Origin of the sequence: Amycolatopsis sp. cg5, assembly GCF_041346955.1 — a bacterium.
Classification (GTDB): domain Bacteria; phylum Actinomycetota; class Actinomycetes; order Mycobacteriales; family Pseudonocardiaceae; genus Amycolatopsis.
This window is the reverse complement of the sequence record NZ_CP166849.1, coordinates 1,418,998-1,440,306: the sequence shown is the minus strand read 5'-3', so window position 1 is coordinate 1,440,306 and position 21,309 is coordinate 1,418,998. Positions and strand designations below refer to the sequence as shown.

Annotated in this window: 19 protein-coding genes; 9 read left to right on the top strand and 10 right to left on the bottom strand. The window is 68.6% G+C overall.

All coding sequences use genetic code 11. The features are described from left to right. From AB5J62_RS06945 to AB5J62_RS06935, 3 genes are read left to right on the top strand one after another with little or no spacing between them, the layout of a single operon-like run. Complete coding sequence (locus AB5J62_RS06945; RefSeq protein ID WP_370947284.1) at nt 1-1,221, top strand: beta-ketoacyl synthase N-terminal-like domain-containing protein; 1,221 nt, start codon at nt 1-3, stop codon at nt 1,219-1,221. Next, complete coding sequence (locus AB5J62_RS06940; protein WP_370947283.1) at nt 1,218-2,519, top strand: beta-ketoacyl synthase; 1,302 nt, start codon at nt 1,218-1,220, stop codon at nt 2,517-2,519. The genes AB5J62_RS06945 and AB5J62_RS06940 overlap by 4 nt, the downstream gene beginning before the upstream one ends. 5 nt (nt 2,520-2,524) lie before the next feature. Beyond that, the gene (locus AB5J62_RS06935; RefSeq protein WP_370947282.1) at nt 2,525-3,181 is read left to right on the top strand and encodes an alpha/beta hydrolase; all 657 of its coding nucleotides are present in this window, start codon (nt 2,525-2,527) and stop codon (nt 3,179-3,181) included. A 466-nt stretch (nt 3,182-3,647) separates the two neighbouring features. On the opposite strand, the gene AB5J62_RS06930 is transcribed toward AB5J62_RS06935, so the two are convergent. Continuing rightward, the gene (locus AB5J62_RS06930) at nt 3,648-4,262 is read right to left on the bottom strand and encodes an NAD(P)-dependent oxidoreductase (RefSeq protein ID WP_370947281.1); all 615 of its coding nucleotides are present in this window, start codon (nt 4,260-4,262) and stop codon (nt 3,648-3,650) included. 43 nt (nt 4,263-4,305) lie between these two features. Then, nucleotides 4,306-5,196: a nuclear transport factor 2 family protein gene (locus tag AB5J62_RS06925; protein WP_370947280.1), complete on the bottom strand. Its 891-nt coding sequence runs from the start codon at nt 5,194-5,196 to the stop codon at nt 4,306-4,308. Between the two features lie 175 nt (nt 5,197-5,371). On the opposite strand from AB5J62_RS06925, the gene AB5J62_RS06920 reads away from it, so the two are divergent. Then, nucleotides 5,372-6,169 (top strand): helix-turn-helix domain-containing protein, encoded by a 798-nt coding sequence (locus tag AB5J62_RS06920; RefSeq protein WP_370947279.1) that lies wholly within the window; start codon nt 5,372-5,374, stop codon nt 6,167-6,169. Nucleotides 6,170-6,179: 10 nt separating this feature from the next. Here AB5J62_RS06920 and AB5J62_RS06915 read toward each other — a convergent pair whose 3' ends face one another. Next, nucleotides 6,180-6,713 carry an HD domain-containing protein gene (locus AB5J62_RS06915; RefSeq protein WP_370947278.1) on the bottom strand — a complete coding sequence of 178 codons (534 nt, stop codon included), beginning with the start codon at nt 6,711-6,713 and terminating at the stop codon, nt 6,180-6,182. A 14-nt stretch (nt 6,714-6,727) separates the two neighbouring features. Beyond that, nucleotides 6,728-8,263, bottom strand: a complete 1,536-nt coding sequence (locus AB5J62_RS06910; RefSeq protein ID WP_370947277.1) for an FUSC family protein — start codon at nt 8,261-8,263, stop codon at nt 6,728-6,730. 21 nt (nt 8,264-8,284) lie between these two features. On the opposite strand from AB5J62_RS06910, the gene AB5J62_RS06905 reads away from it, so the two are divergent. Next, on the top strand, nt 8,285-8,725 hold the full coding sequence (locus tag AB5J62_RS06905) for a MarR family winged helix-turn-helix transcriptional regulator (protein ID WP_370947276.1): 441 nt from the start codon (nt 8,285-8,287) through the stop codon (nt 8,723-8,725). On the opposite strand, the gene AB5J62_RS06900 is transcribed toward AB5J62_RS06905, so the two are convergent. The 5 genes from AB5J62_RS06900 to AB5J62_RS06880 form a co-directional block, all read right to left on the bottom strand. Next, nucleotides 8,726-10,027, bottom strand: a complete 1,302-nt coding sequence (locus tag AB5J62_RS06900; RefSeq protein ID WP_370947275.1) for an MFS transporter — start codon at nt 10,025-10,027, stop codon at nt 8,726-8,728. It lies immediately after the preceding gene. A 42-nt stretch (nt 10,028-10,069) separates the two neighbouring features. Further along, nucleotides 10,070-10,480 (bottom strand): cupin domain-containing protein, encoded by a 411-nt coding sequence (locus tag AB5J62_RS06895; RefSeq protein WP_370947274.1) that lies wholly within the window; start codon nt 10,478-10,480, stop codon nt 10,070-10,072. A 28-nt stretch (nt 10,481-10,508) separates the two neighbouring features. Continuing rightward, nucleotides 10,509-12,206, bottom strand: a complete 1,698-nt coding sequence (locus AB5J62_RS06890) for an AMP-binding protein (protein WP_370947273.1) — start codon at nt 12,204-12,206, stop codon at nt 10,509-10,511. A gap of 8 nt (nt 12,207-12,214) precedes the next feature. Next, nucleotides 12,215-14,122 carry an FAD/NAD(P)-binding protein gene (locus tag AB5J62_RS06885; RefSeq protein ID WP_370947272.1) on the bottom strand — a complete coding sequence of 636 codons (1,908 nt, stop codon included), beginning with the start codon at nt 14,120-14,122 and terminating at the stop codon, nt 12,215-12,217. Nucleotides 14,123-14,355: 233 nt separating this feature from the next. Next, nucleotides 14,356-15,003, bottom strand: coding sequence for a hypothetical protein (locus AB5J62_RS06880; protein ID WP_370947271.1), 648 nt, complete (start codon nt 15,001-15,003; stop codon nt 14,356-14,358). A gap of 212 nt (nt 15,004-15,215) precedes the next feature. Between AB5J62_RS06880 and AB5J62_RS06875 the strand changes: the two genes are divergently transcribed. Next, nucleotides 15,216-15,416, top strand: a complete 201-nt coding sequence (locus AB5J62_RS06875; RefSeq protein WP_370947270.1) for a hypothetical protein — start codon at nt 15,216-15,218, stop codon at nt 15,414-15,416. A 4-nt stretch (nt 15,417-15,420) separates the two neighbouring features. Here AB5J62_RS06875 and AB5J62_RS06870 read toward each other — a convergent pair whose 3' ends face one another. After that, nucleotides 15,421-16,590, bottom strand: coding sequence for a serine hydrolase domain-containing protein (locus tag AB5J62_RS06870; protein WP_370947269.1), 1,170 nt, complete (start codon nt 16,588-16,590; stop codon nt 15,421-15,423). A 179-nt stretch (nt 16,591-16,769) separates the two neighbouring features. On the opposite strand from AB5J62_RS06870, the gene AB5J62_RS06865 reads away from it, so the two are divergent. Genes AB5J62_RS06865 through AB5J62_RS06855 form a run of 3 tightly spaced genes read left to right on the top strand, consistent with a single transcriptional unit; the run spans nt 16,770 to nt 21,305 of the window. After that, nucleotides 16,770-19,112, top strand: coding sequence for a GMC oxidoreductase (locus tag AB5J62_RS06865; RefSeq protein WP_370947268.1), 2,343 nt, complete (start codon nt 16,770-16,772; stop codon nt 19,110-19,112). Then, entirely contained in the window at nt 19,109-20,080 is a 972-nt protein-coding gene (locus AB5J62_RS06860) for a lipase family alpha/beta hydrolase (protein ID WP_370947267.1), read from the top strand. Before AB5J62_RS06865 ends, AB5J62_RS06860 begins: the two co-directional genes overlap by 4 nt. 1 nt (nt 20,081) lies before the next feature. Beyond that, entirely contained in the window at nt 20,082-21,305 is a 1,224-nt protein-coding gene (locus AB5J62_RS06855) for a cytochrome P450 (protein ID WP_370947266.1), read from the top strand. Nucleotides 21,306-21,309 lie beyond the last annotated feature (4 nt).

The window sequence follows — 21,309 nt, the reverse complement described above, 5'->3', positions numbered from 1 at the left end:
ATGGCCGAAGTGGTGATCACCGGCACCGGGGTCATCTCGGCGGCCGGTCGCGGCGTGGCGCCGCTGCTCGACGCGATGGACTCCGGCAGGCCCCTGTTCGGTGGCGCTTCGGCGCTGCCGTGGCCGGTCGCCGGTGTCCAGCCGGGCGACATCCCCTGGCCGGACGGCGACCTGTGGGTCAACAACCGCAAGTACGCCAACACCGCGGCACAGGCCGCGGTCGCGGCGGCCCAGCTGGCGCTTTATCAAGCAGGTCGCGCCGAAGACGAGTCGTCCGCGCTGCGGTCCGGCACCGTGATGGCCGTCGGCAGCAGCGGCAGCGACGAGCTCGGCGAGGCGATCCCCCGGCTCGCCGCGCTGCACCAGACCGACCCGCGGCCGCTGACCAAGCTGCTCTACGACGAGGTGCCCGACTACTCCTACATCAAGGGGATCCCGTCGCAGCTCGGCCAATTCGTCTCGATGGCGAGCGGCTTCCGCGGCTCGAACGTGGCCGTGTACGGCGAGGCGGGCGCGGGCGGGCTCGGCGCGCTGGCGCTGGGCCTGCGGATGATCGAAAGCGGCGAGCTCGACCGGGTGCTCGTGGTCGGTGTGGCGCCCGCGATGTCCGGCGCGATGCTGGTCGCGTTCGACCGGCAGGAGCCGTTCGGCACCGAAGCCGAGCCGGGCCGCGGCCCGTTCGACCTCGACCGCGCGGGCGCGCTGCTCGGCCAGGGCACGGCGGCGATCATGATCGAGCGTGCCTCGGTGGCGAAATCGGAGCCACTCGCCCAGCTGCTGAGCTGCGAGACGGTCTGCGCGCCGACCAGGCGTTCGGCGCTCGAAGCCGTCGTGGAACTGGCGTTGGAGGAGGGAAAACGGCAGCCGGCGCTCTGGTGGGCGCACGGCTCGGGCTCGCAGGCGCAGGACTTCGACGAGTGCCAGGTGGTCGGCCCGCGCGTGACGTCACCGGTGACGTCCAGCAAGGGCACGATCGGCCACGCCTTCGAAAGCGGCGGGCTCATCGACGTGGCGCTGGCGGTCGAGTCGCTGCGCCGGGAAAGCGCGCCGCCGATCGGCCTGCTGAAGAAGCCGGACCCGGCGCTCGGCGCGGTCGACTTCGTCGTCGACCGGCCGAGGAAACTGCCGCCGTCCGGGAGCGCGCTGATCACCGCGCTGAACCACGGTGGCGATTCGACGACCGCGGGAGCGGCCATGATCGCGAGGGAGGACAAGCGATGAACGACGACATCGTGATCACCGGCATGGGCGTGGTGACCCCGATCGGCGGTTCGGTGGAATCCTTCTGGGAAGCCAACCTGACCGGCAAGTCCGGCATCGTCCCGGAAACGCGAATGGACGTTTCGCGGCTGCCGTGCGGCTGGGTCGGCGGGATCATCCCCGAAGACGTCAAGAAGTCCGTGCGCGAAGAGTTCGGGCGGCCGGACCGGTCATGGGGCGACACGCTGATGCACTCCGCGCTGGAGCAGGCGTTGCGGGACGCGAAGTTCGAATCCGGTTCGCTGGCGGGTCCGGCCGGGCTGATCTGGGCCAGGGTGTGGCCGGGTCCCAGCGGTTCGTTCCCCGAGGACTACGTCAGCCACATGACCGAGGTCGCGGCCCGCTTCGCCAAGGTGGGCAACGACCCGGCCGCGGTGATGGCGCACCTCAAGACGCAGACGCTGCCGAAGGAGGTCACCGACATGTCGAGCTTCCCGACGGAGGTCTCGCGCCGTCTCGGCACTCCGCTGGTCGCGACCAGGCTGGAGGCGACCTGCTCCGGCGGGCTGCGCGCGATCGCCGAAGCGGCCAGGCTGCTGCGCTCGGGCAAGGTCGAGTTCGCGGTGGTCACGGCCAGCGTCTCGCGGAGCACGCCCTACGTGCTTTCGCAGTACGGCCAGCTGATGGCGTTGTCGAAGTGGAAGGGCGAGGCGGCGCAGTCGTCGATGCCGTTCGACAAACGACGCTCCGGCATGGTGATCAACGAGTCGGCAGGCGCCATCGTCCTCGAAACCGCCGAGCACGCCCGGCTGCGCGGGCTGAAAAACGTCCACGCGGTCGTCGGCGGCTGGGGCCTCGCGGTCGGCACCGAGCACATCACCGCCCCGAAGGTCGAAGCGGTCGAAGGCGTCATGCGCGGCGCGCTCACCCACGCCGGGCTCACCGCGTCGGACATCGACACCGTCAACGCCCACGGCACGTCGACCAGGCTCAACGACATCACCGAAGCCCGCGCGCTGCACCGCGTCTTCGGCGAGCGGATGGCGACACTCGACGTCAGCGCGGTCAAGTCCCTGACCGGCCACGGCTCGGCCGCGTCCGGCGTGGTCGAGTCGATCGTCTCGGCGCTGACGTTGTGCCGAGGCGTGATCCCGCCGGTGGTGACCTGCACGGAACCGGACCCGAAGTGCGCGGTGAAGACCAACCTGACCCCGGTCGAACGCCCGGTCAAGGCGGTGCTGAAGAACTCGTTCGGCTTCGGCGGCCAATACGCGTCGATGGTCTTCACCCGGCCCGAGAATCCGCGCGTGGCCGCTTGATCGCCATGGACATCGAGCTACTGGAGCCCGAGGGCGCCCACACGGCCACGATCATCTGGCTGCACGGCATCGGCCAGGACAACGACGCCCTGCTGCCGATCGCCGAAAAACTGGGCCTGGCACGGGCCGGGGTGCGCGGCGTCTTCCCGCGCGCCCCGGAACGCCTGCGGTCCAAGACGAAGAACATCCCGGTGCGCGCCTGGTTCGACCAGAACATCTACAACCTGGGCGACGCCGACCTCGACACCTTGGCCGCCGCCGAGTCGCAGCTCAGGCAGCTGGTGGCGGCCGAGGCCGAGCAGGTCGGCGCGGACCGCGTCCTGCTCGCCGGGTTCTCCCAGGGCGCGGCGATGGCGTTGCTCACCGCGCTGCGCTATCCGGAACGGCTGGCGGGTGCACTGCTCTACGCGCCCTATCTGGTGACGGGGACGCGCTTGACCTCGACGCTCGCGCCCTCGAACGCGGGGTTGCCGGTCTGGATCGGGCACGGCCGTGACGACCTGGTGATCCCGGTGCAGATCGGGGGCAGGGCCAGGGAAATCCTGCGCATGCAGGGCTACCCGGTGGAATGGCACTGGTACCCGGCGGGACACGTGCCGTTCGAAGGCGCGCTCGACGACGTACGCGCTTTCCTTGGAGCGCTGGGGTTTCTGGGGTCGTGAGCGTTGCGGGCGGTTCTATTGAGGGGAAACGCAAAGGTGGCGTGATCGGCGGCTCGGCGTGGGGTCGTGAGTGGTATGGCCGGTTCTAACCGGTCTAAACACTCACGACCCCCTTCTCGGCTGCCCCGTCCGCGGCAGGGGCGTGGTCCGGCCTGGGTGAGGGCCTACTTCACTCGGATCCGCGGCGTGAGGGCCTAGTTCGACCGTATATACGGGTAAGGGAGGCCCCCACCCACTCAGCTCGGGTGAGGGAGGCCCTCACCCACACCGACCGTGGATGACGGCCCCCTCACTACCTGGGCCTAGCGCCTGGGCGAGTGCGGCTTGCGTCGCTCAACGCCGCAAACCGCACTCACTCCGCCCTGAGCATGAACCGCCCCGGGTTCGGTAGAGGCTCGTTGTTGGGTCAGGCGACCAGGCCAGCCAATGGCCTGAACTCGGGTTTCGCGAAGGTCGGGGCTTCAGGTCAGCGCGTGAGTGGGACAGCGATCCGGCCGGGGAACCGCGGGTTCTCCGCTTCGTCGAGCATCGCGGCGGCAACGGTGTCCCGGCTCACCATGATGCGGAAGATGCTCTTGGGGGAGGCATCGAGCCCGACGGTGCGCCGGTCCGGGCTGATCGGTTTGTTCGACAGGGGTCCGGCGTGGAAAACCGTCCCGCCGGCTTCGGTGACCACGGCGTCCGACTCGACCTTGTCGGCGACCTCCGCTCCGAGTCCCTTGAGTACCAGCCGGTTGAGCGCGCTTGCCACCGCGGCCGAAGGCCCCGTGCCGTAAGCACCCAGCCAAATGACGCGGGCGCCCGACGCCACCGCCGACCGGGCGCCCGCGGTCAGCACACCCGGCTTCGTCCCCTTGGGCACACCCAGTCCGGACAGCACCAGTTCACTGCCTTCGAGCGCCGAGTCGATCTCGCTGGTGCGGAACACGTCCGCGACGATCTTGGTCAGCCCCGGGGCGTCCGGAACGGTGATCCGGTCCGGATCGCGGGCGATGGCCCTGACGATGTGGCCACGTTCGAGTGCCTGCCGGGTCAGGGAAAGTCCGGTCGGGCCGGACGCGGCGAGAACGGTGAGGTGCATGAAAATCCACTCCTGAGAGTCACTTCGGCTGCCGAGCCGGATTTCAGCCGAGGATGTTCAGCTGTGCCGTTGCATCCGGGGTGTCGACCGGATCGAGGTAGAAGCGGACGGCTCTGGCGCGGCCGTCCTCGACCCGGATGATGACGGTGCCGCGGATGGTCTCGACGACTCCGTCGGCCCGCGTGCCGATCATCTCCCACTCGGTCCACACCCGGTCACCGTCCACCACGGAGTCGATGACCCGGGCGTCCAGGCCGTTCGAATACCGGGCGAAGATCTTCGTGTAGTTCGCGCGAACCTGGTCGGCACCGCGGAAGGAGCGATCAGGGTGCACCGGCAGCACGCAGTCGAAATCGTCGGTGTAATTGGCCACCAGCTTTTCGACGTCACGATCGGACATCGCCGCGGCCATGCGAAACGGAACGGCGCGCACTTCGCCGGGCGACGCACTCACTTTTCTCCCGCCTTTGTCCGCGACCCCCTTGGCGATCGCGTAAAGCTCGGGGTTGCCCGCGAAAGGGGCTTTCCGCACGACGCGGATGCGCCTGAGCCGCCATTCATTGTCGATCCGCCGCAGGTCGACGTGCCAGAAAGCACGCACGACGAGCCAGTCGACCTCGTCGGTGGGAACATGGTGGTAGGCCACCACGAAACTCCGGTAGGTAGCGTGGTCGCCCTCGACCTCGACGATGACGTTGGAGGTCGAATGGTGCGTACTCTGGAACCCCTCCAGCATCGCCTGGCTGGCGACCACGAAATCATCGGCACTCAATTCTTGCGACGGCGCGCCCACGTGCTCGGAGACATCCATCGTGACGGTGTCGGCGAGAATCGCACGCAGACCGCCCCAGTCCTTGAGATCCTGCGACCAAGCGAAACGGGCCATGGTCTCGGCGACAGCGACCCGGTCAGCGAGGTAGTCGACATCAGTCATGAAAATTCCTTCATCGCGAAAACGATCGGTAAAACATCGAGAGCGGAGCGTGTGTCAACACGGATTCGCGTGCGCTGTCTCCGTCTTCCTGGTGATCATTCTTCCGGGTTTCGGCCGCCGTAGCAGGGGCCAAGATGTCCACCCTCCTGGCCGATGCCGCTGATATTCTTCGGTCATGTCGGACGCGAGCACTTTGGGAACGGTGTTGCGGGAGCGACGTGAACGCACCCAGCCCGAACAGGTGGGTGTCGTCGGCCACGGTCGCAGGCGCACGCGCGGCCTGCGCCGGGAAGAGCTCGCCGAATTGGCCGGCGTGTCGACAGATCACCTGAAACGCATGGAGCAGGGTCGCCGGAATCCCTCGCCCAGCGTGCTGAACGCCTTGGCCCGAGCACTCCGGATGAGCAGGGCGGAGTACGAGCACCTGTGCACGCTGGCCGGTTACGCGCCGGTGGAAGGGCGGGTGCCACGGCGGCTCAGTGATGGCGCGCGCCGGCTCGTGGACCGGATAGAGAGCACGCCGGTGTGCGTGCTCGACGCCACGTGGACGGTCGTCGGCTGGAACCAGGCTTGGCAAGCGCTGGCCTGCGGAACGCCCTCGTTCCACCCACGCGAAGGCAACATCCCCTGGCGGGTGTTCGTCGGCCAGGGCGGCCAGGTGCGGCGATCGCCAGATGACGACGCGCGCTTCCAGCGCCTGCTGGTCGCCGAGCTGCACGCGGCCTCGACCCGCTACCCCGCGGACGAAGACCTGGCATCGTTGACCGCCGACCTCCAGCGCGCCAGCGCCGTATTCGCCGAACTCTGGGCGAGCACGCCCACAGCCGGGCAGCACGACAGCCGGATGCTGGTGCCGCATGAGGATCTGGGGCAGATCGCACTGGACTGCGACACCATCCACATTCCCGACGGCGATCTGAGGGCGGTGGTGTTCACGGCAGACCCGGCCTCGCCACCGTTGCCGTTCCGCTGACCCCTTCAGCTCAGACGGGGTGTGCTGCTTGATAAGCGAGCCTGCGGTCGGCGGTCGCGGCGAGACGGTCGAGCAGGTCGTCGAGCTCCATGAAGACCTGCCACTTCTCCCGCCCGCCGACCGCGGCGATGCGGTCCACGACCAGCTGTTCGAGATCGGGCACCCGCTTGGCCTTCCAGATCTTGTCGGCCAGGCTCACCACCAGGTCCTCCAGCCGGATCTCCGGCGAATGCCACGAGGCGTGCGTGCGCGCGAAACGCGCGTAGTCCTCGTCGACGCCTTGCTCGAGCAGGAGTTCATATCCGGCCCGCTCATGCTCGGAACCAGGCCCGGACAGCTCGGCGGGGTGCAGGATCTTGCCGATGTCGTGGGTAGCCGCGCCGAACAACGCCGCCTCCCGGTCGAACGGCAGGACGGGAAACAGCCACTCCGCCAGGTCGCAGGCCACGTCGTGCACCAGCCGCAGATGCGCGACGAGCCGTGGCGGGGCGGGGAGGGTTTCGAGCAGTGCGGTTGCCTGATTCGGCAAAGGGCGCGGTGTCACCGCATCCAAGGTACTCAGGACGGCACCGGCTCGCGGACGGGAACGAACACCTGCGCCAGTTCGCCGAGTGCGGCATCGATGTCCACAAGGGACGAAACCGCTTTGGACCGCCCCGCGGTCTCGACCGGCGAGTAGGCGGGACCGGGCTGGCGGCCGATCGCACGCCGGATCGCCGTGACGTTCGCGGACACGAGCGCGCGCAATTCGGTCAGTTCGGGGTCGGTGCGGAGCTCGGGGTGGGCCTCCAGGCATGTGACGAGCACGCGCACCGGCCGAACGCACTGCCGGACCGCGTCGATCGCGTCGGCGTGGCCGGCCTTTCCGCGCAGCCGCCTGATCGCTTCCAACGGACCGGCGAGCTGACGGACCAAGCCGACGCTTTTGTCGAACCGGGCTTGCCGCCGCGCGAGTTCTTCGGGCTCACACCAGTCCGGTGAACCCAGGAATTGGGACAGGCGTTCCAGCGCGTCGGCGACCCGGCGCCGGACGACCTGGTTCGTCTTGACCGGGAGGATCAGCCAGGACGCGGCGATGCCCAGCGCGCTGCCGATCAGGATCTCGATCAGCCTGGTCTGGAGCAGGTCGGTGCCGGTTTCGCCGTAATACCCGTACAGCAGGGACAACACGGAGGTCACGCACGCCGCCCAATACGCGTAGCTCTGCGTCCGCAACCAGGTGGCCAGCGCGAGGACCGCGAAGATGATCACGATCGACATCGGGTCGTTGCGGCCCATCAGCCCGGCGATCCCCGTGGCCACCACGGTGCCGAGCGCGGCGCCCAGCGCACGCAGCAGGCCTTTGTGGACGACGTCACCGCGGCCGCGGGCGCCGCTGCACACGATGAACGCCGTCAGCACCACCCAGGTCCAGTGGTCGGCGTAGAAGACCCGGCCGATCACGAACGCGGCCGTCAGCGCGGCCGACATCTGCAGCGCCATCCGGGTGCTCGCCGGAATCCGGGATACGGATTTGACCGCCGGGGTGTCCGAACGCCATGGCACCGCGCGCACCGGTTCGACGAAGCCGAGCAGGCCGGCGACCACCAACGTGAGAGCGACCCAGCAGCAGGCGATGAGCGCGAACAACGCCACCCAGAGGCTGTGGTCGTCACCGCCGGGGCGGGCGAACGGTCCCTGCATGACCAGGATCGACACCAGCGGCAGCACCGTCAGCGACCCGATCTTGGTCGCCCGCGCGCCGAACCGGCGGATCCCGATCGACAACGCGACCACGGCGACGAACACGATGTCGGCGGTGACGTGGTCGCTGGCGAACAGTGAGTTCAGCTCGTTCGTGCCCGCCGCGACCGCAGGCACCACCACGAAAGCGAGGCCCAAGTTCCAGTAGTCCGCGCCGCGCAAGGTGCGGGCCATGGTCATCGCGAGCACGACGGCTTGGATGACGACGTCGACGCGCAGGTCCGCCGCGTGCTCGACGAGCAGCGCCGAACCGTAGGTGGCGAGCACCGCCACCATGGCGACCGTCATCGCCCGCAGCTCGCGCAGCCCGGGGTCGAAATGGGTCAGCCGGTACCACCAAGAACGTCTCATAGTAAGTGATATCTTAGCGATATGACCGACGACGAGCAACGCAGTCACCTGGCGACAGCGGCCGGGCTTCGCCAGGGCGCGATGCGGCTGACGCGCCGGATGCGTGCCGTGCGCTCCCCTGGCGCGCTCAGCGCCAACAAGCTCGGCGTGCTGAGTCACCTGCTGCGGCAGGGCCCGTCGACCGCCAGCGAGGTCGGCGCGGCCGAGCATCAGCAACCTCAGTCGCTGACCAGGGTTTTCGCGGAACTCGAGGCAGACGGGCTGATCACCCGGCAACGTGACGAGCAGGACAAACGCCAGCACATCCTGGTGCTGACCGAGCAGGGCCGCGCCGCGCTCACCCGCGATGTGGGTGAGCGCGACGCGTGGCTCGCGTCAGCGATGGCCGGTTTGTCGGAGACGGAGCGGGAAGTGCTCCACCTGGCGGGCAAGCTGATGGATCAGCTCGCAGATACTAACTAGTCACTTACCTTCTCGGGGGACCAAGACCGCCGCGATGATCGCGGGCACCGCGCCGATCACGATCATCGTGACCGCCCAGGAGCCGGAGAAGTCCAGGATCACCGGGATCAGCACCGGCGTGATGAAGGCGCCGGCGAAGACCATGGTGTTCTCCAGCCCGAGCGCGGTGCCGCTGCGCTCGGCGCCCGCGATCTCGGCGATCTCGGCGTAGGCGATGCCGTGCCAGCCGCAGGCGAACACACCCGAGACGCAGAGCAGGGAGACCGAAACCGGCGCCGGCGCGTCCGAAGCGATCGCGACACCGACGAACCCGACCGCGGTGATCCAGCTCATCCACTTGATCACCGTGCGGCGCAGGCGGCCGTCGCGGCGGTCCGTCCAGCGGCCACCCCAGACCCGGCTGACCGCGCCGAGCACCTGGACGGCGACCAGCAGCCCGGCGATGGTGCCGATGCCGACGCCCTTGGCGGTGTGCAGGTAGATCCCGGCGAAGGTGAGCACGACGAACTGCGGGCAGGTCAGCAGGCCGGACGCGATCGCGACGCGCCAGACGTTCCAGACGCGCAGCGGGCTGGGCACCGTCGAGACGCGCTTCTCGCCCTTGACCTTCGGAGCGACCTTGGCGACGGGGGGCTCGTCCAGCCAGAAGTAGATCGCCGCGGTGGCGGCCAGCGAGATCACCGTCAGGAAGACGAACACACCGCGGAAGCCGTAGTTCATCGCCAGGAACGGCAGCGCGGCCGCGCCGATCGCGCCGCCGACGGGCACCGCGGTCACCCGGACGCTGATCGCGAACCCGCGCTCACGCTTGCTGAACCAGGCCATGATCGCGCGGCCGCTCGCGCCGTTGACACTGCCGCCGAGCGCGCCGGCGACGAGCAAACCCAGTGACAGCAGGGCGATGGTCGGTATTTGACCACCGGAGGGCACCAGGAAGGCCGAGATCAGTCCCAGCACCACGGTCAGCCCGACCATGCCGGCGACCAGCACCTTGCGCTCGCCGATGCGGTCGGAGACGATGCCCCAGACCACGTCGCTGACGGCGATGCCGAGCGACATGAACGACAGCACCAGCCCGAGCTGGCCGGTGGTCAGCTGGTACGCGGTCTGCATGAGCGGCCCGGCGACCGGGATGCCCTGGAAAGCGACCGAAAACGCCGCCTGCGCGCCGAAACCGATCGCGAGCACCGCCCAGCGGTAATTCGCTCCGTGCGGTTTTTTGCGCTTCAGCGCGGTTTCGGTCGGTGTGGTCACCGGGGTCTGGTGGACCGCGGTCGCGGTCCGTTCGAGCATGCTGGTCATGACGGGTTCTCCAAGAAGGTAGTGGCGTGGGGGGGGGGTCGGTCAGGCGAAGGCGGCGAACAGTTCTTCCTTCTCGGCGGCGGTGAGCGGGCGGGTGCCCTTCTCACGGACGACCAGCGCCACGCAGCCGTTCGGGCTGGAGACCTGGTGGATGCTCGTGGGGTCTTCGAGGATCAGCGTTCCCGGCGGGTAGACGTCGCCGTTGCTGTTGTGCAGCTCGCCTTCGAGCACCAGCAGCAATTCGAAGCCCAGGTGCTCGTGCAGGTCGCCGTGCGAACCGGGGGCGAAGCGGCCGATGTAGGCCTCGGCCTTGGTCTCACCGGTCTGCTCACCGGTGTAGAGCCATTCGACGTCGACGCCGCTGCGGCCGGTCTGGTTGTAGGCCGTCCAGTTGATGCTGCCGTCGTGCAGGCCCTTGCCGAAGACATCGCGGTAGATGGTGACGTTGTGCATGACTATTCTCCTTGAAAGATAAGTGGTTTCAGCCCATGCCCGGCGCGCCGAGCGCGACCAGGTCGAACAAGTCCTGCGCCAGGTACTCACCGTCCACAACGGACTTCCTGGCGTTCTCCAGCTTCCTCAGCTCGGCCCGGCGGATCTTGCCGGAGGTGGTCTTCGGCAGCGGCCCGAATTCGAGCCGCCTGATCCACTGATGTGGTGCCAATTGGTCCTGCACGTGCGCGAAAATCGACCTGGCCGTCGACTCGGACGGCTCGACACCGGCCGCGAGCGTCACGAAAGCCTTCGGCACGACCAAACCGACCACGTCCGGGCTCGGCACGACGGCCGCTTCGGCGACCTCTTCGTGTTCCAGCAGCACGCTCTCCAGCTCGAACGGCGAGACGCGGTAGTCGTAGGACTTGAACACGTCGTCCGCGCGACCCACATAGGTGAGGTAGCCGTCCGCGTCGCGGCTGGCGATGTCGCCGGTGTGGTAGTAGCCATTGGCGAAGGTTTCGGCGTTCTTCTCGGGGTTTCCGAGGTAGCCGCTCATCACGCCGACCGGTCGCGGGTCGAGCTTGACGCAGATCTCGCCTTCGTCGGCAGGCAGCCCGGTGATCGGGTCGACCAGCACGATTTCGTAGCCTGGCAGGGGTTTCCCCATCGAACCCGGCCGGACCGGCAGGCCTGCGGTGTTGCCGATCTGCGCGGTCGTCTCGGTCTGGCCGAACGCGTCGCGCACGGTGATCCCCCACGCCTGGCGGACGTGTTCGATCACCTCGGGGTTCAACGGCTCGCCGACGCTGCCCGCCTCCCGCAGCCGGACCGGCCACTGCCGCAGGTCCTCTTGGATCAGCAGGCGCCACACCGTCGGCGGCGCGCAGAACGTGGTCGCGCCGTGGTCGACGAGCGCGTCCAGCACCACCTTGGCCGAACCGGTCGGGTTGGCGACCGAAAGCACCGTGGCTTCGGCGTTGAAGGGGACGAAAAAGCTGCTCCAGGCGTGTTTGGCCCAGCCGGGCGCCGAAATGTTGAGGTGCACGTCGCCGGGCCGGACCCCGTTCCAGTACATCCCGGACAGATGCCCGACGGGATAGCTGGTGTGGTTGTGCTGCGCGAGTTTCGGCTTCGACGTCGTGCCGGAGGTGAAGTAGAGGAACAACTCCTGGTCGGCGGGCGTCGGTCCGTCCGGGACGAACTCGGGTGACGCGTTCGCGGCGTCCGCGTAGTTCAGCCAGCCTTCGACCGGCGTGCCGACCACGATCTTCGTGAGATCGGCGCCGGCGAACGCGCCGGTCAGCGCGGCGGTGGTGATCACGTGCGACACCGCGCCGCGCGCCAGCCGGTCGGCCAGGTCGGCGGGGCCGATCGTGGTGTAGGTCGGGATGACGACCGCGCCGAGTTTCATCGCGGCCAGCAGGGTTTCCCAGACCGCGGCCTGGTTGTCGAGCATCAGCAGCACGCGGTTGCCGCGCTCGACACCCTGCTCGCGCAACCAGTTCGCGACGCGACTGGACCGTCGTGAAAGTTCTTCGTAGGTCACCGAAGTGACCGAGGCACCGTCGACGATCCTCAGCGCGTCACGGGAATTGCCCGCCGAGATGGCGTCGAACCAGTCGAGCGCCCAGTTGAACTCGTCGAACTCGGGCCAGCGGAACCTTTCGTAGGCCGCATCGTGGTCTTCGCGCAGCTCCAGCAACAGATCGCGGGCAGCACGAAACCGTTCGGTGTTGCTCATGATTCTCCTTAAGCGGCGAGCGCGGACGTGAAAGCCCGCGCCTCGGCGAGCGCGTCGGCGGCGATGGCGTCGGCATCGGCGTGGAACCCGGACAGCGGGCCCGGCCTGCCGTTGCCGATCTGGGTGAACCAGCGGACGTTCTCGGTGGGGATGCCGATCGCGTAGAGATCGGGGTCGGGACGGCCGGTGCCGTCGATCACCAGGAACGGCGCGGGGGTGACGGCCAGGCCGCCGGTGGCGAAGTCGCCGTTGAAGTACTCGCTGATCACGCCGTCGGCGAGCAGCTGACGGGTGAGCGGCGCCGAGTCGAGGTCGAGCGACGGGCGCGGGATCCGGCCGTCGATGAGCGTGCTCACCAGCCGCCGCGAGCCTTCGACCTGCGCCGAGTGCAGCGCGAACCGGCCGGAGCCGGGATCGGTCCGGACCTCGGTGGCCGGACCGACCACGGTCAGCACCCCGGCGCGCAGCAGCGCGCACGCCTGGGAAACCCGGATGGCCGGTGGCCCCGCCGACACCATCGTGTTGACGGGATTGAAGAACCCGAGGAAATCGTCGCGATGCGACTCCGGCAGCAGGCCGCCGAAGTCGACGGCCGAGCGCAGGAACCCGCGGGTGTCACGCAGGATGTCGAGCGCGGCCTTGAGCGGACCGTCCATATTGCCCTGTTCGGCTTGGGCGACGTCCGCGTCGAGCAGCGCGAGCAGCCGGTCGTGGTACTCGCCCGGCGAGGCGAAGATCTCGCCCTTGAACGGCCGCGCCATGCCGAGCATGTCGATCGGCGGAAGGTTTTCGAGCCCGAATTCAACCAGGAGGTCACGCACCGCGGCGGGATTCTCGCGGGCGATCGCGAGGTGACGCTTGGCGAACTCACGCTCGGCCAGCTGTCCCTTCATCCGTTTGAGATGCGTCCGGTAGTAGACGTGCTCGACTTCCAGCTGCAGCAAGGGGAACAGGTCGGTGAGAAAGTCCAGCTGCGCGGACCCCCTGGTCCGTTCGGCCGTGTAGCGCGCCGCGGTCAGCGCCAGATCGGTGACGAACCGGGGGCGATACCGATAGCTCGGCGCCTTTTGGTTGCGTCCGCGCGCCAGCATCGGCAGCCCGCTGCGTGAGCCGGCGGCGATGGCCGGTTCGTGACCACTCGGCCGGTAGCGCAGCAAGCCGCCTTCGGTGACGAACTCGCCGCCTCGGCCGTGGGTGAGCGCGGCGAGCACGTCGTAGAAGGTCAGGCCGAGCCCGATGACACCGACCGGTTCACCGGGGCGGATGGTCTCGAGGTTCATCTCGGCGGCCGAGTCGCCGCGCAGATAAGTGGCGCCGGGATGGTCTTCGGCGAACCGGAGGAACTCGTCGTCCCAGCCGTTCGGCACCACCTTGGGATGCCCGGTGGCGAGCACGACCTTGTCGGCGACGATCGCCTTGTCCTCGGTCGTCAGCCGTTTCCGGCCGCCGACCTCGTCGATCCTGGTGACCTGCGCGGTGATCGGGATGACCTCGACACCGGGTGGCGCCGAAGTGACCAGTGCGTCGAACACGCTGGTCAGGTACTCGCCGAAGACCGGGCGGGGCGCGTAGTCGCACGGGCCGAGCGCGGAGAACCTGCTGTCCGGATGCCGGGTCAGCCACTGGTGCAGTGACGGCCCGGCACCCGCTCTCGGTGGTCCGCCATCCGGTTCGCCGGAATAGAGGCTGACCTCGCCGGTGACCGTGTTCATCGCGAACCAGTCCGGCTGCGAACTGCGCCAGACCCGGCCCGCGCCGTGCTCGCCGGGATCGATGGTCCAGATCCGGACGGCAGGCGCGGCGGGTTCCTCGGTCAGCCGCACGAGCAGGCGCTCCAGCACGGAAAGCCCTCGTGGACCCATTCCGACGATCGCCACATCGACCCCGGAACCGGAATGCCGCTCGATCTCGGACATAGTTCACCCCTCATGAGTAAAGGCAGATAATGGGGAATTCGCGGAATGCTCAACCAGTGGGAACGTTTTCCGCTTTGGGCATACGTGTGCCGTGCAGAAAGCGTGACATGACGCTCGGATTGCTGTCAACCCCGGTTTTCCTTTGTGTCCCAACACTTTTCGCGCGCACGCAAAAGGGGCCTCTCGCGCGTGTGAACGCGCGGGAGGCCCCTTTCAGGCCGCCTTGAGGGGAGTCAGGCGGCGTGCGAGGAAACGCTGATGTTCTGCTGGGCTCGCTCGATGCGACGGCCCAGTAGAAGCCATTGGTCGGGTCGCACGGTGTGTCCCGCTTCGCAGCCGACCTGGTCCGGCGACCATTCGCCGTCACCCTTGATCGTCGCGTGCACGGTGCGGTCGCAGTCCTGCTCGGCACACGGCCCCAGGTCGAGTTGCATCTCGTTGCTGGGCTCCAGCACACCGCGGGCGGCACCAGCCAGGTCGTTGATCTCTTCGACGAAGTCGCTGGCCGCCGGGTGCGCCATCAGCGCGTCGAAGTGGACCATGAGGAAGCCGGCGAGCTTGCGGACCTGGCGGTGGTAGCCGGGTGCCACGCCGAGCTCGTCGACGACCAGCTTCGCCCAGGCGCTGAGCACCTCGACCATCTCGGCCCTGATGTTGACGGCGGGCTCGTTGAGGGAGATCCCGTTCGGCCGCCAGCCGCTGATCCGTTCCCGCATCCCGGTGCGGCCGAGCGTCAGTGTGCGCTCGAGCTCGTCATAGAGCCGCGGCAACCCGACGAGCTCGGTGCCCGCCTGGTCACTGCAGGCCATGCAGATGCGGTGCCCCGGCACGGACGCGTTCTGGCAGTCAAGTGCGTCGCAAGGATTCTCCGTCGTGGTCATGGTTCCAACCTCCAGGTGTGGCGCTGTGGTGGTGGCGCTTGCCGTTTCGATGGGAGAACTGTCGCCGGGGCGGCTATTCGATCTCTATGCATCGCCTATCCGCCGTCACCGCCTCCGCCGATAGCCGACCGAAAGAGGACCGATGGGCCGCGGCTGTCTAGTGGGTTCCAGCAGGGAGGACCTGCGAAAACCACCCAAGACGGAGGCCCCGGATGAACGCCAAGCGCAAGCTCACCGCCTCGATCGTCGGTTCGGTCATCGGCTTCGCCGCGTTGTTCACCACCCTCGCCCCCGCCACCCTCGCGGCGAGCACCGAAAGCCCCTCGGTCAGCGTCCTCGCCGACGGCCCCACCGACTGCCCGGCGGACACCCACTGGAACGGGACCACCTGCGTCAAAGACACCCACTGGTGAACACTCAGCGCAGTGCCTGCGTGACCAGTGCTTTGACCTGCTGCTGGTAGTGGCCCTGGATCGCCGACGGGGTGTGCGTGAAAAAGGCCACCCCCAGGTCTTCGACCGGATCGGCCCACCAGCTCGTGCCCGCCGCGCCGGGCCAGGTCACCTCGCCGGGGGACCCCGCGGTGCCCCCGGCCGCGGTACGGCGAACCGCCACTGCCAGGCCGAAACCGTGGCCGGGGTTCCAGCCGGGCTTGTGCAGCCGGGTCAGGTCGGTGCCCGGTCCGGTCTGTTCGGTCAGCATGAACTCGACCGTCTTGCGCCCGAGCAGGCCATGGCCCTTGTCCAGCAGCACGCGGAGGAAGCGCAGGTAGTCGGGCACGGTGCTGACCAAGCCCGCCCCGCCGGAGTCGAAGCGCGCCCGCCCGAGGTCGGGCAGGCTCTGCGGCTTTCCGGTCAGCGGGTCTCGTGGCAACGGCCGCGCGAAACGGTCCTCATCGGACACTCCGAAGGTCGTGTCCTTCATGCCGAGTGGCGCGAAAACGGCCTTCCGCAGGTAGTCGCCGAGACGTTCGCCGGTGAGCGACTCGATGATCAGGCCGATGAGGTCGAGGCCCCAGCCGTAGTGCCACACCGCGCCGGGCTCGTGCAGCAGCGGGAGCGCGGCGAGGCGCTCGATGAACTCCCGGCCGGTCAGGTCGGTCATGCCGTCGCCGACCGCGTCGGCGTACATGCGGTGGACCGGGCTGTCGCCGAGCAGTCCCTCGGGCAGGCCGGCGGTGTGCCGAAGCAAGTCCACCAGGGATGGCTGGCGGGTGGCCGGCCTGGTGGTCCCGTCGCCGTGCGCGACGAGACGGTTCGCGAACTCGGGCAGGTAGGTGCTGACAGGCGTGTCCAGCATCAGGCGGCCCTGCTCGTGCAAGAGCAGCGCGCCGACCGCGGTGACCGGCTTGCTCATCGAAGCGATCCAGAACAGCGAGTCGGTGGTCATCGGAAGACCGCGAGCGCGATCACGGTGACCGAATGCCTCGAGGAAGGCGAGACGCCCGTCGCGCACGATGCCGAGCACCGCACCCGGCATCCGGCCGGCCGCGATCTCCGCTTCGAAGAACCGGCCGATCCTCGCCAGCCGCGCGGGATCGAGCCCGACCTCGTGCGGTTCCGCCCACTCGACGACTTCGTCCATCATTCCCCCAGGTTCGTCCGGCTCCATTCCGACCATAGCCATCTGGACCGAATGTCGCACTGAGCGGGATCCCACCCCTCAGATATGATGTATCAACCCCTTATCGGGCCCTGCGGTCTTGAGAACGCGGAACCGTCGTTCTTACAGTTCTGGCGAACTCCGGCGTTGACCGAGGGAGCCTTTTGGACAGCCGCGAACACCTCCACGCCATTGTCGTCGGTTCGGGATTCGGCGGCTCGGTGGCCGCGTTCCGCCTGGCGGAAGCGGGCCGTTCGGTCGTGGTGCTCGAACGCGGACGTGCTTATCCGCCGGGGAGTTTTCCTCGCACCCCGGCGGAGATGTCGCGCAATTTCTGGGACCCTAGAGCCGGCATCTACGGCATGTTCGACGTGCTCAACTTCCGCAGGCTGCAGGCCGTCACCGGCAGCGGGCTCGGCGGTGGTTCCCTGCTCTACGCCGGTGTGCTGCTGCGCAAGGACGAAAAATGGTTCGTCGACGAGGAACCATTGCCCGGCGGCGGCTACGAGAACTGGCCGGTGACCAGAGCGGACCTCGAAAAGCACTACGACGCCGTCGAAAAGATGCTCACGCCGACACCCATGCCGTTCGACCGGCCGGGATATTCGGAAACCCCGAAAACGATCGCGATGCGCGACGCGGCACGGCGGATGGGTGCCGAATGGTCACTTCCACCACTCGGGATCACCTTTTCCGCCAAGCCGGGCCTGCCGCCGGAACCGGGCACCCGGATCGCCGAAGAGGACTACAAGAACCTGCACGGCGCGGTCCGCCGGAGCTGCCGGATGTGCGGTGAGTGCAACATCGGCTGCAACGACGGCGCGAAGAACTCGCTCGACCACACCTATCTGTCCGCGGCGAAGGCCATGGGCGCGGAGATCCGCACGTCCTCCGAGGTCGTCCGGATCGCTCCTCGCCCGCAGGGTGGCTACGAAGTCGACTACCTCGTGCACGACCCCGACGCCGGGCCTGCCGCGTTCAAGCACTCGAAACGGCTGAGCTGCGATGTGCTCGTGCTGGGCGCAGGCACGTTCGGCACGGTCGGGCTGTTGTTGCGCAACCGCGCGAACTTCCCCGGCCTCAGCCGCGCGCTCGGCACCCGGTTCAGCGGCAACGGCGACGTGCTCGGTTTCATGCTGCGCGCGACCGAAGGCGGCCCGCGCACGCTCGCCGCCAGCCAGGGACCGGTCATCACCAGCTCGATCCGGTTCCCCGACGGCCTTGACGGCGTCGCCGGGCAGCGCGGCGGGTACGTGCAGGACGCGGGCTTCCCGTTGTTCGTCGACTGGCTCGTCGAAGGCAGCCGGGTGAGCAAGCTCGGCGCGCGGGCGGCCAGGTTCGTCGCCGAGTCGCTTTCGGTTTCCCGGTCACCGCATTCGGGCGCCCGGCTGTCCTCGCTGCTCGGCTGTGGCCTTCTTTCGGACACCTCGATGCCGCTGCTGGCGATGGGCCGCGAACGTCCGGAAGGCACGTTGAGCCTGCGTCGTGGGGAGCTGGACCTGCGCTGGCGGCACGAAAGCTCCCGCGACTACTTCACGCTGGCGGGCGAACGGATGCGCGCGATCGCCGAGAGCGACGGCGCCGAGTACCGCGACAACCCGATGGGCCGGGGCGGCCGGGTGGTCACCGTGCATCCACTCGGCGGCGCGCCGATGGCGCACACCCGGCAGACCGGGGTGTGCGACCCGCACGGCCAAGTGTTCGGCTTCCCCGGCCTCTACCTCGCCGACGGGAGCGTGATGCCCGGTTCGGTCGGGCCGAATCCGTCGCTGACGATCGCCGCGCTGGCCGATCGCCTGTGCGACCGCATGCTGGAGACCACCCGCCCGGCGGCCAGACCGGCGGCGGCCGAAAAGCCGCCACCCCGCGCGGCCGCCACCGCCGGCCTGCGGTTCCGCGAAAAGATGGTCGGCACCTACGCACTCGGCGGCACCCGTTCGCAGGCGTTCACGCTCCGGCTGAGCGTCGAGATCCCCGATCTCGACACCTTCCTCGCGGACCCGAAGCACCGCGCGGACGTCTCCGGCTGGGTCGACTGCTCGACGCTCGGTGGCAGGCAAGTCGTGCAGGGAACGCTGGAACTGCTCACCCGGCACGCCACCCCGGTCGGCGCGCGGATGTACTACCGGCTCAACACGGTCGGCCGCGACGGCGAACCACGCGTCATCCTCGGCTGCAAGGACGTGCAGCGGCGCTCGGCGTGGGGACTGTGGCGTGACACCACCCGCATGTGGGTCCGGGTGTACCGCGGCACGGTCGACACCGTCGACTACGTCCACACGCGACACCGCACCGCGCGGGTCCGGGTGCGCGTGCGCGACCTGCCGCGCATGGTCCGCACGTTCCGCGCGTTCGGGCCACGCCGCTTCCGCACGGTCAGCCGGTTCCTCGGCTTCTTCGCGGCCAGGCTGCTCGACGTGGCCCGTCAGGTCCCGAACGACCCCGATCCCGACTCGCCCGCTTTCCGGCTGATCCGGATCAACGCGCCTTGGAGGAAACGCCGGTGACCGTGCCACTGATCGCGGGCGACGGGCTCCCGCTCAAGCTCGACCGTGTGGTGGCCGGAAAACCGCCAGTGCGCGGGCCGGTGCTGCTCGTGCACGGCGCCGGCAACCGGGGCGCGACCTTCCGGCCGCCACACCGGACCACGCTGGTCGACGCGCTGCTCGCCGAAGGCTGGGACGTGTGGCTGTTCGACTGGCGTGCCTCGAAGGAGGTCGGTTTCGTCGACTGGACTCTGGACCAGGCGGCGGAATTCGACCACCCGGCCGCCGTGGCCAAGGTGCTGGAACTGACCGGCGCGGACGACGTGAAGATCATCGCCCACTGCGTCGGCTCGGCCTCGGTCGCCATGTCCGCCGCCGCGGGCCGCCTGGACGGCGTGAGCACGATCATCGGCAACGCGTTCGCGCTGCATCCGGTCGTCCCGCCGCTGTCGACGGCCAAGTTGCGCGGCCTGGTCCCGATCGTCGGCGCGCTCACCCGCGAGGTCTCGCCCGCCTGGGGCGACAAACCGGCCGGTTTACTCGCCCACGTGATCCGTCACGTGGTCCGAATGACCCACCGTGAATGCCGCAACGACGTCTGCCGGATGGCGAGCTTCATCTTCGGCGGCGGCCGGTCTTCCTTGTGGAACCACGAAAACCTCGACGAGGCCACGCACGACTGGCTGCGCGCCGAGTTCGGCCCGGTGCCGATGTCCTTCTTCCGCCAGATGGCCGGCGCGACCGCGAACGGTCACTTCGGCGAGGTCTACACCGGAGCGCCAGGCGCACGTTTCGTCCTGCTGACGGGTGCGGACAACCGCTGCTTCCTGCCGGAAAGCCAGCGCCGCACCTTCGCACACCTCGAGCGCCACCAACCGGGCCGCCACGAGCTGCACGTCTTCCCCGGCTACGGCCATCTCGACGTCTTCATCGGCAAGAACGCGCACGCGGACACCTTCCCGACGATCCTCGCTGAACTGGAGAAATGACATGACCACTGCCGTGGACGTCGAGTCGGCCCTGCTTACCCTGTTCAGCCCGGAAGGCCACGCGAACCCGTACCCGATCTACGACGCGCTCCGCGACAGCGCGCCGGTGAGCTTCCACAGTGGACTGAACGTCTACTTCCTGACCCGCTACGCCGACGTCGAAGCCCTGCTCGGCAGCCCCGATTTCCGTACGCCCGACGAGGAATGGGCCGACGCGCACAAGCCGGGCTGGCGTGACCATCCCGCGTCGGTGTTCATGCACACCTCGCTGCTCTACCGGAACCCGCCGGACCATTCGCGCCTGCGCAGGCTGGTGAGCAAGGCGTTCACCGCGCGCCGGATCGAAGCACTGCGGCCGCATATCGAAGCGGACGTCAAGCGGGTGCTGGACGCGCTCGAAGAGGCGGGCGCGGGCGGCGAGGTGGTCGATTTCCAGGACATCGTCAGCTTCCCGCTGCCGGTCAGCGTGATCGGCGACCTGGTCGGCGTGCCCAAAGAGGACCAGGGGCAGTGGCGCTGGCTGGTCGACGACATGGCGAAGCTGTTCGACCCGGTGCTCGACGACGAGACCCACGCCAAGGCCGACAAGGCTTGCGAAACGATCTTCGCCTACTTCTGGGAGCTGCTCGCCAAGCGTCGCGCCGAGCCTCAGGACGACCTGCTCTCGGCGCTGATCGCCACCCGTGACGGCACCGACGCGCTCACCGACGACGAACTGGTCAACCTCGTCACCCTCATCTTCGGGGCTGGCTTCGAAACGACCACCGGCATGCTCGGCAACGGGATACACGCGCTGCTGGCCAACCCGGACCAGCTCGACCTGCTCAAAGCCGACCGCGACCTCGCCGCGGGCGCGGTCACCGAGGTGATCCGCTACGACGGTTCCGCGCAGATGGTGCTGCGGATCGCCGGCCGCGACACCCGGATCGCCGGCGTCGACATCCCGGCGGGCGCGATCGTCACCGGATTCCTCGGCGCGGCCAACCGCGATCCGGAGCGCTTCGAGGCGCCGGGACGGTTCGACATCCGGCGGGCCGCGAACCGGCCACTGACCTTCGGCGGTGGCATCCACTTCTGCATGGGCTCGGCGGTGGCCAAGGTCCAGGGCGAAATCCTGTACAACGAGCTGTTCGCCCGGTTCCCCGGCTTCCGGCTCGCCGGTGAGCCGCGGCGACGCTCAGTGCTCGCCATGCGTGGTTTCGATCACTTGCCGATCACTCTCTGATTGG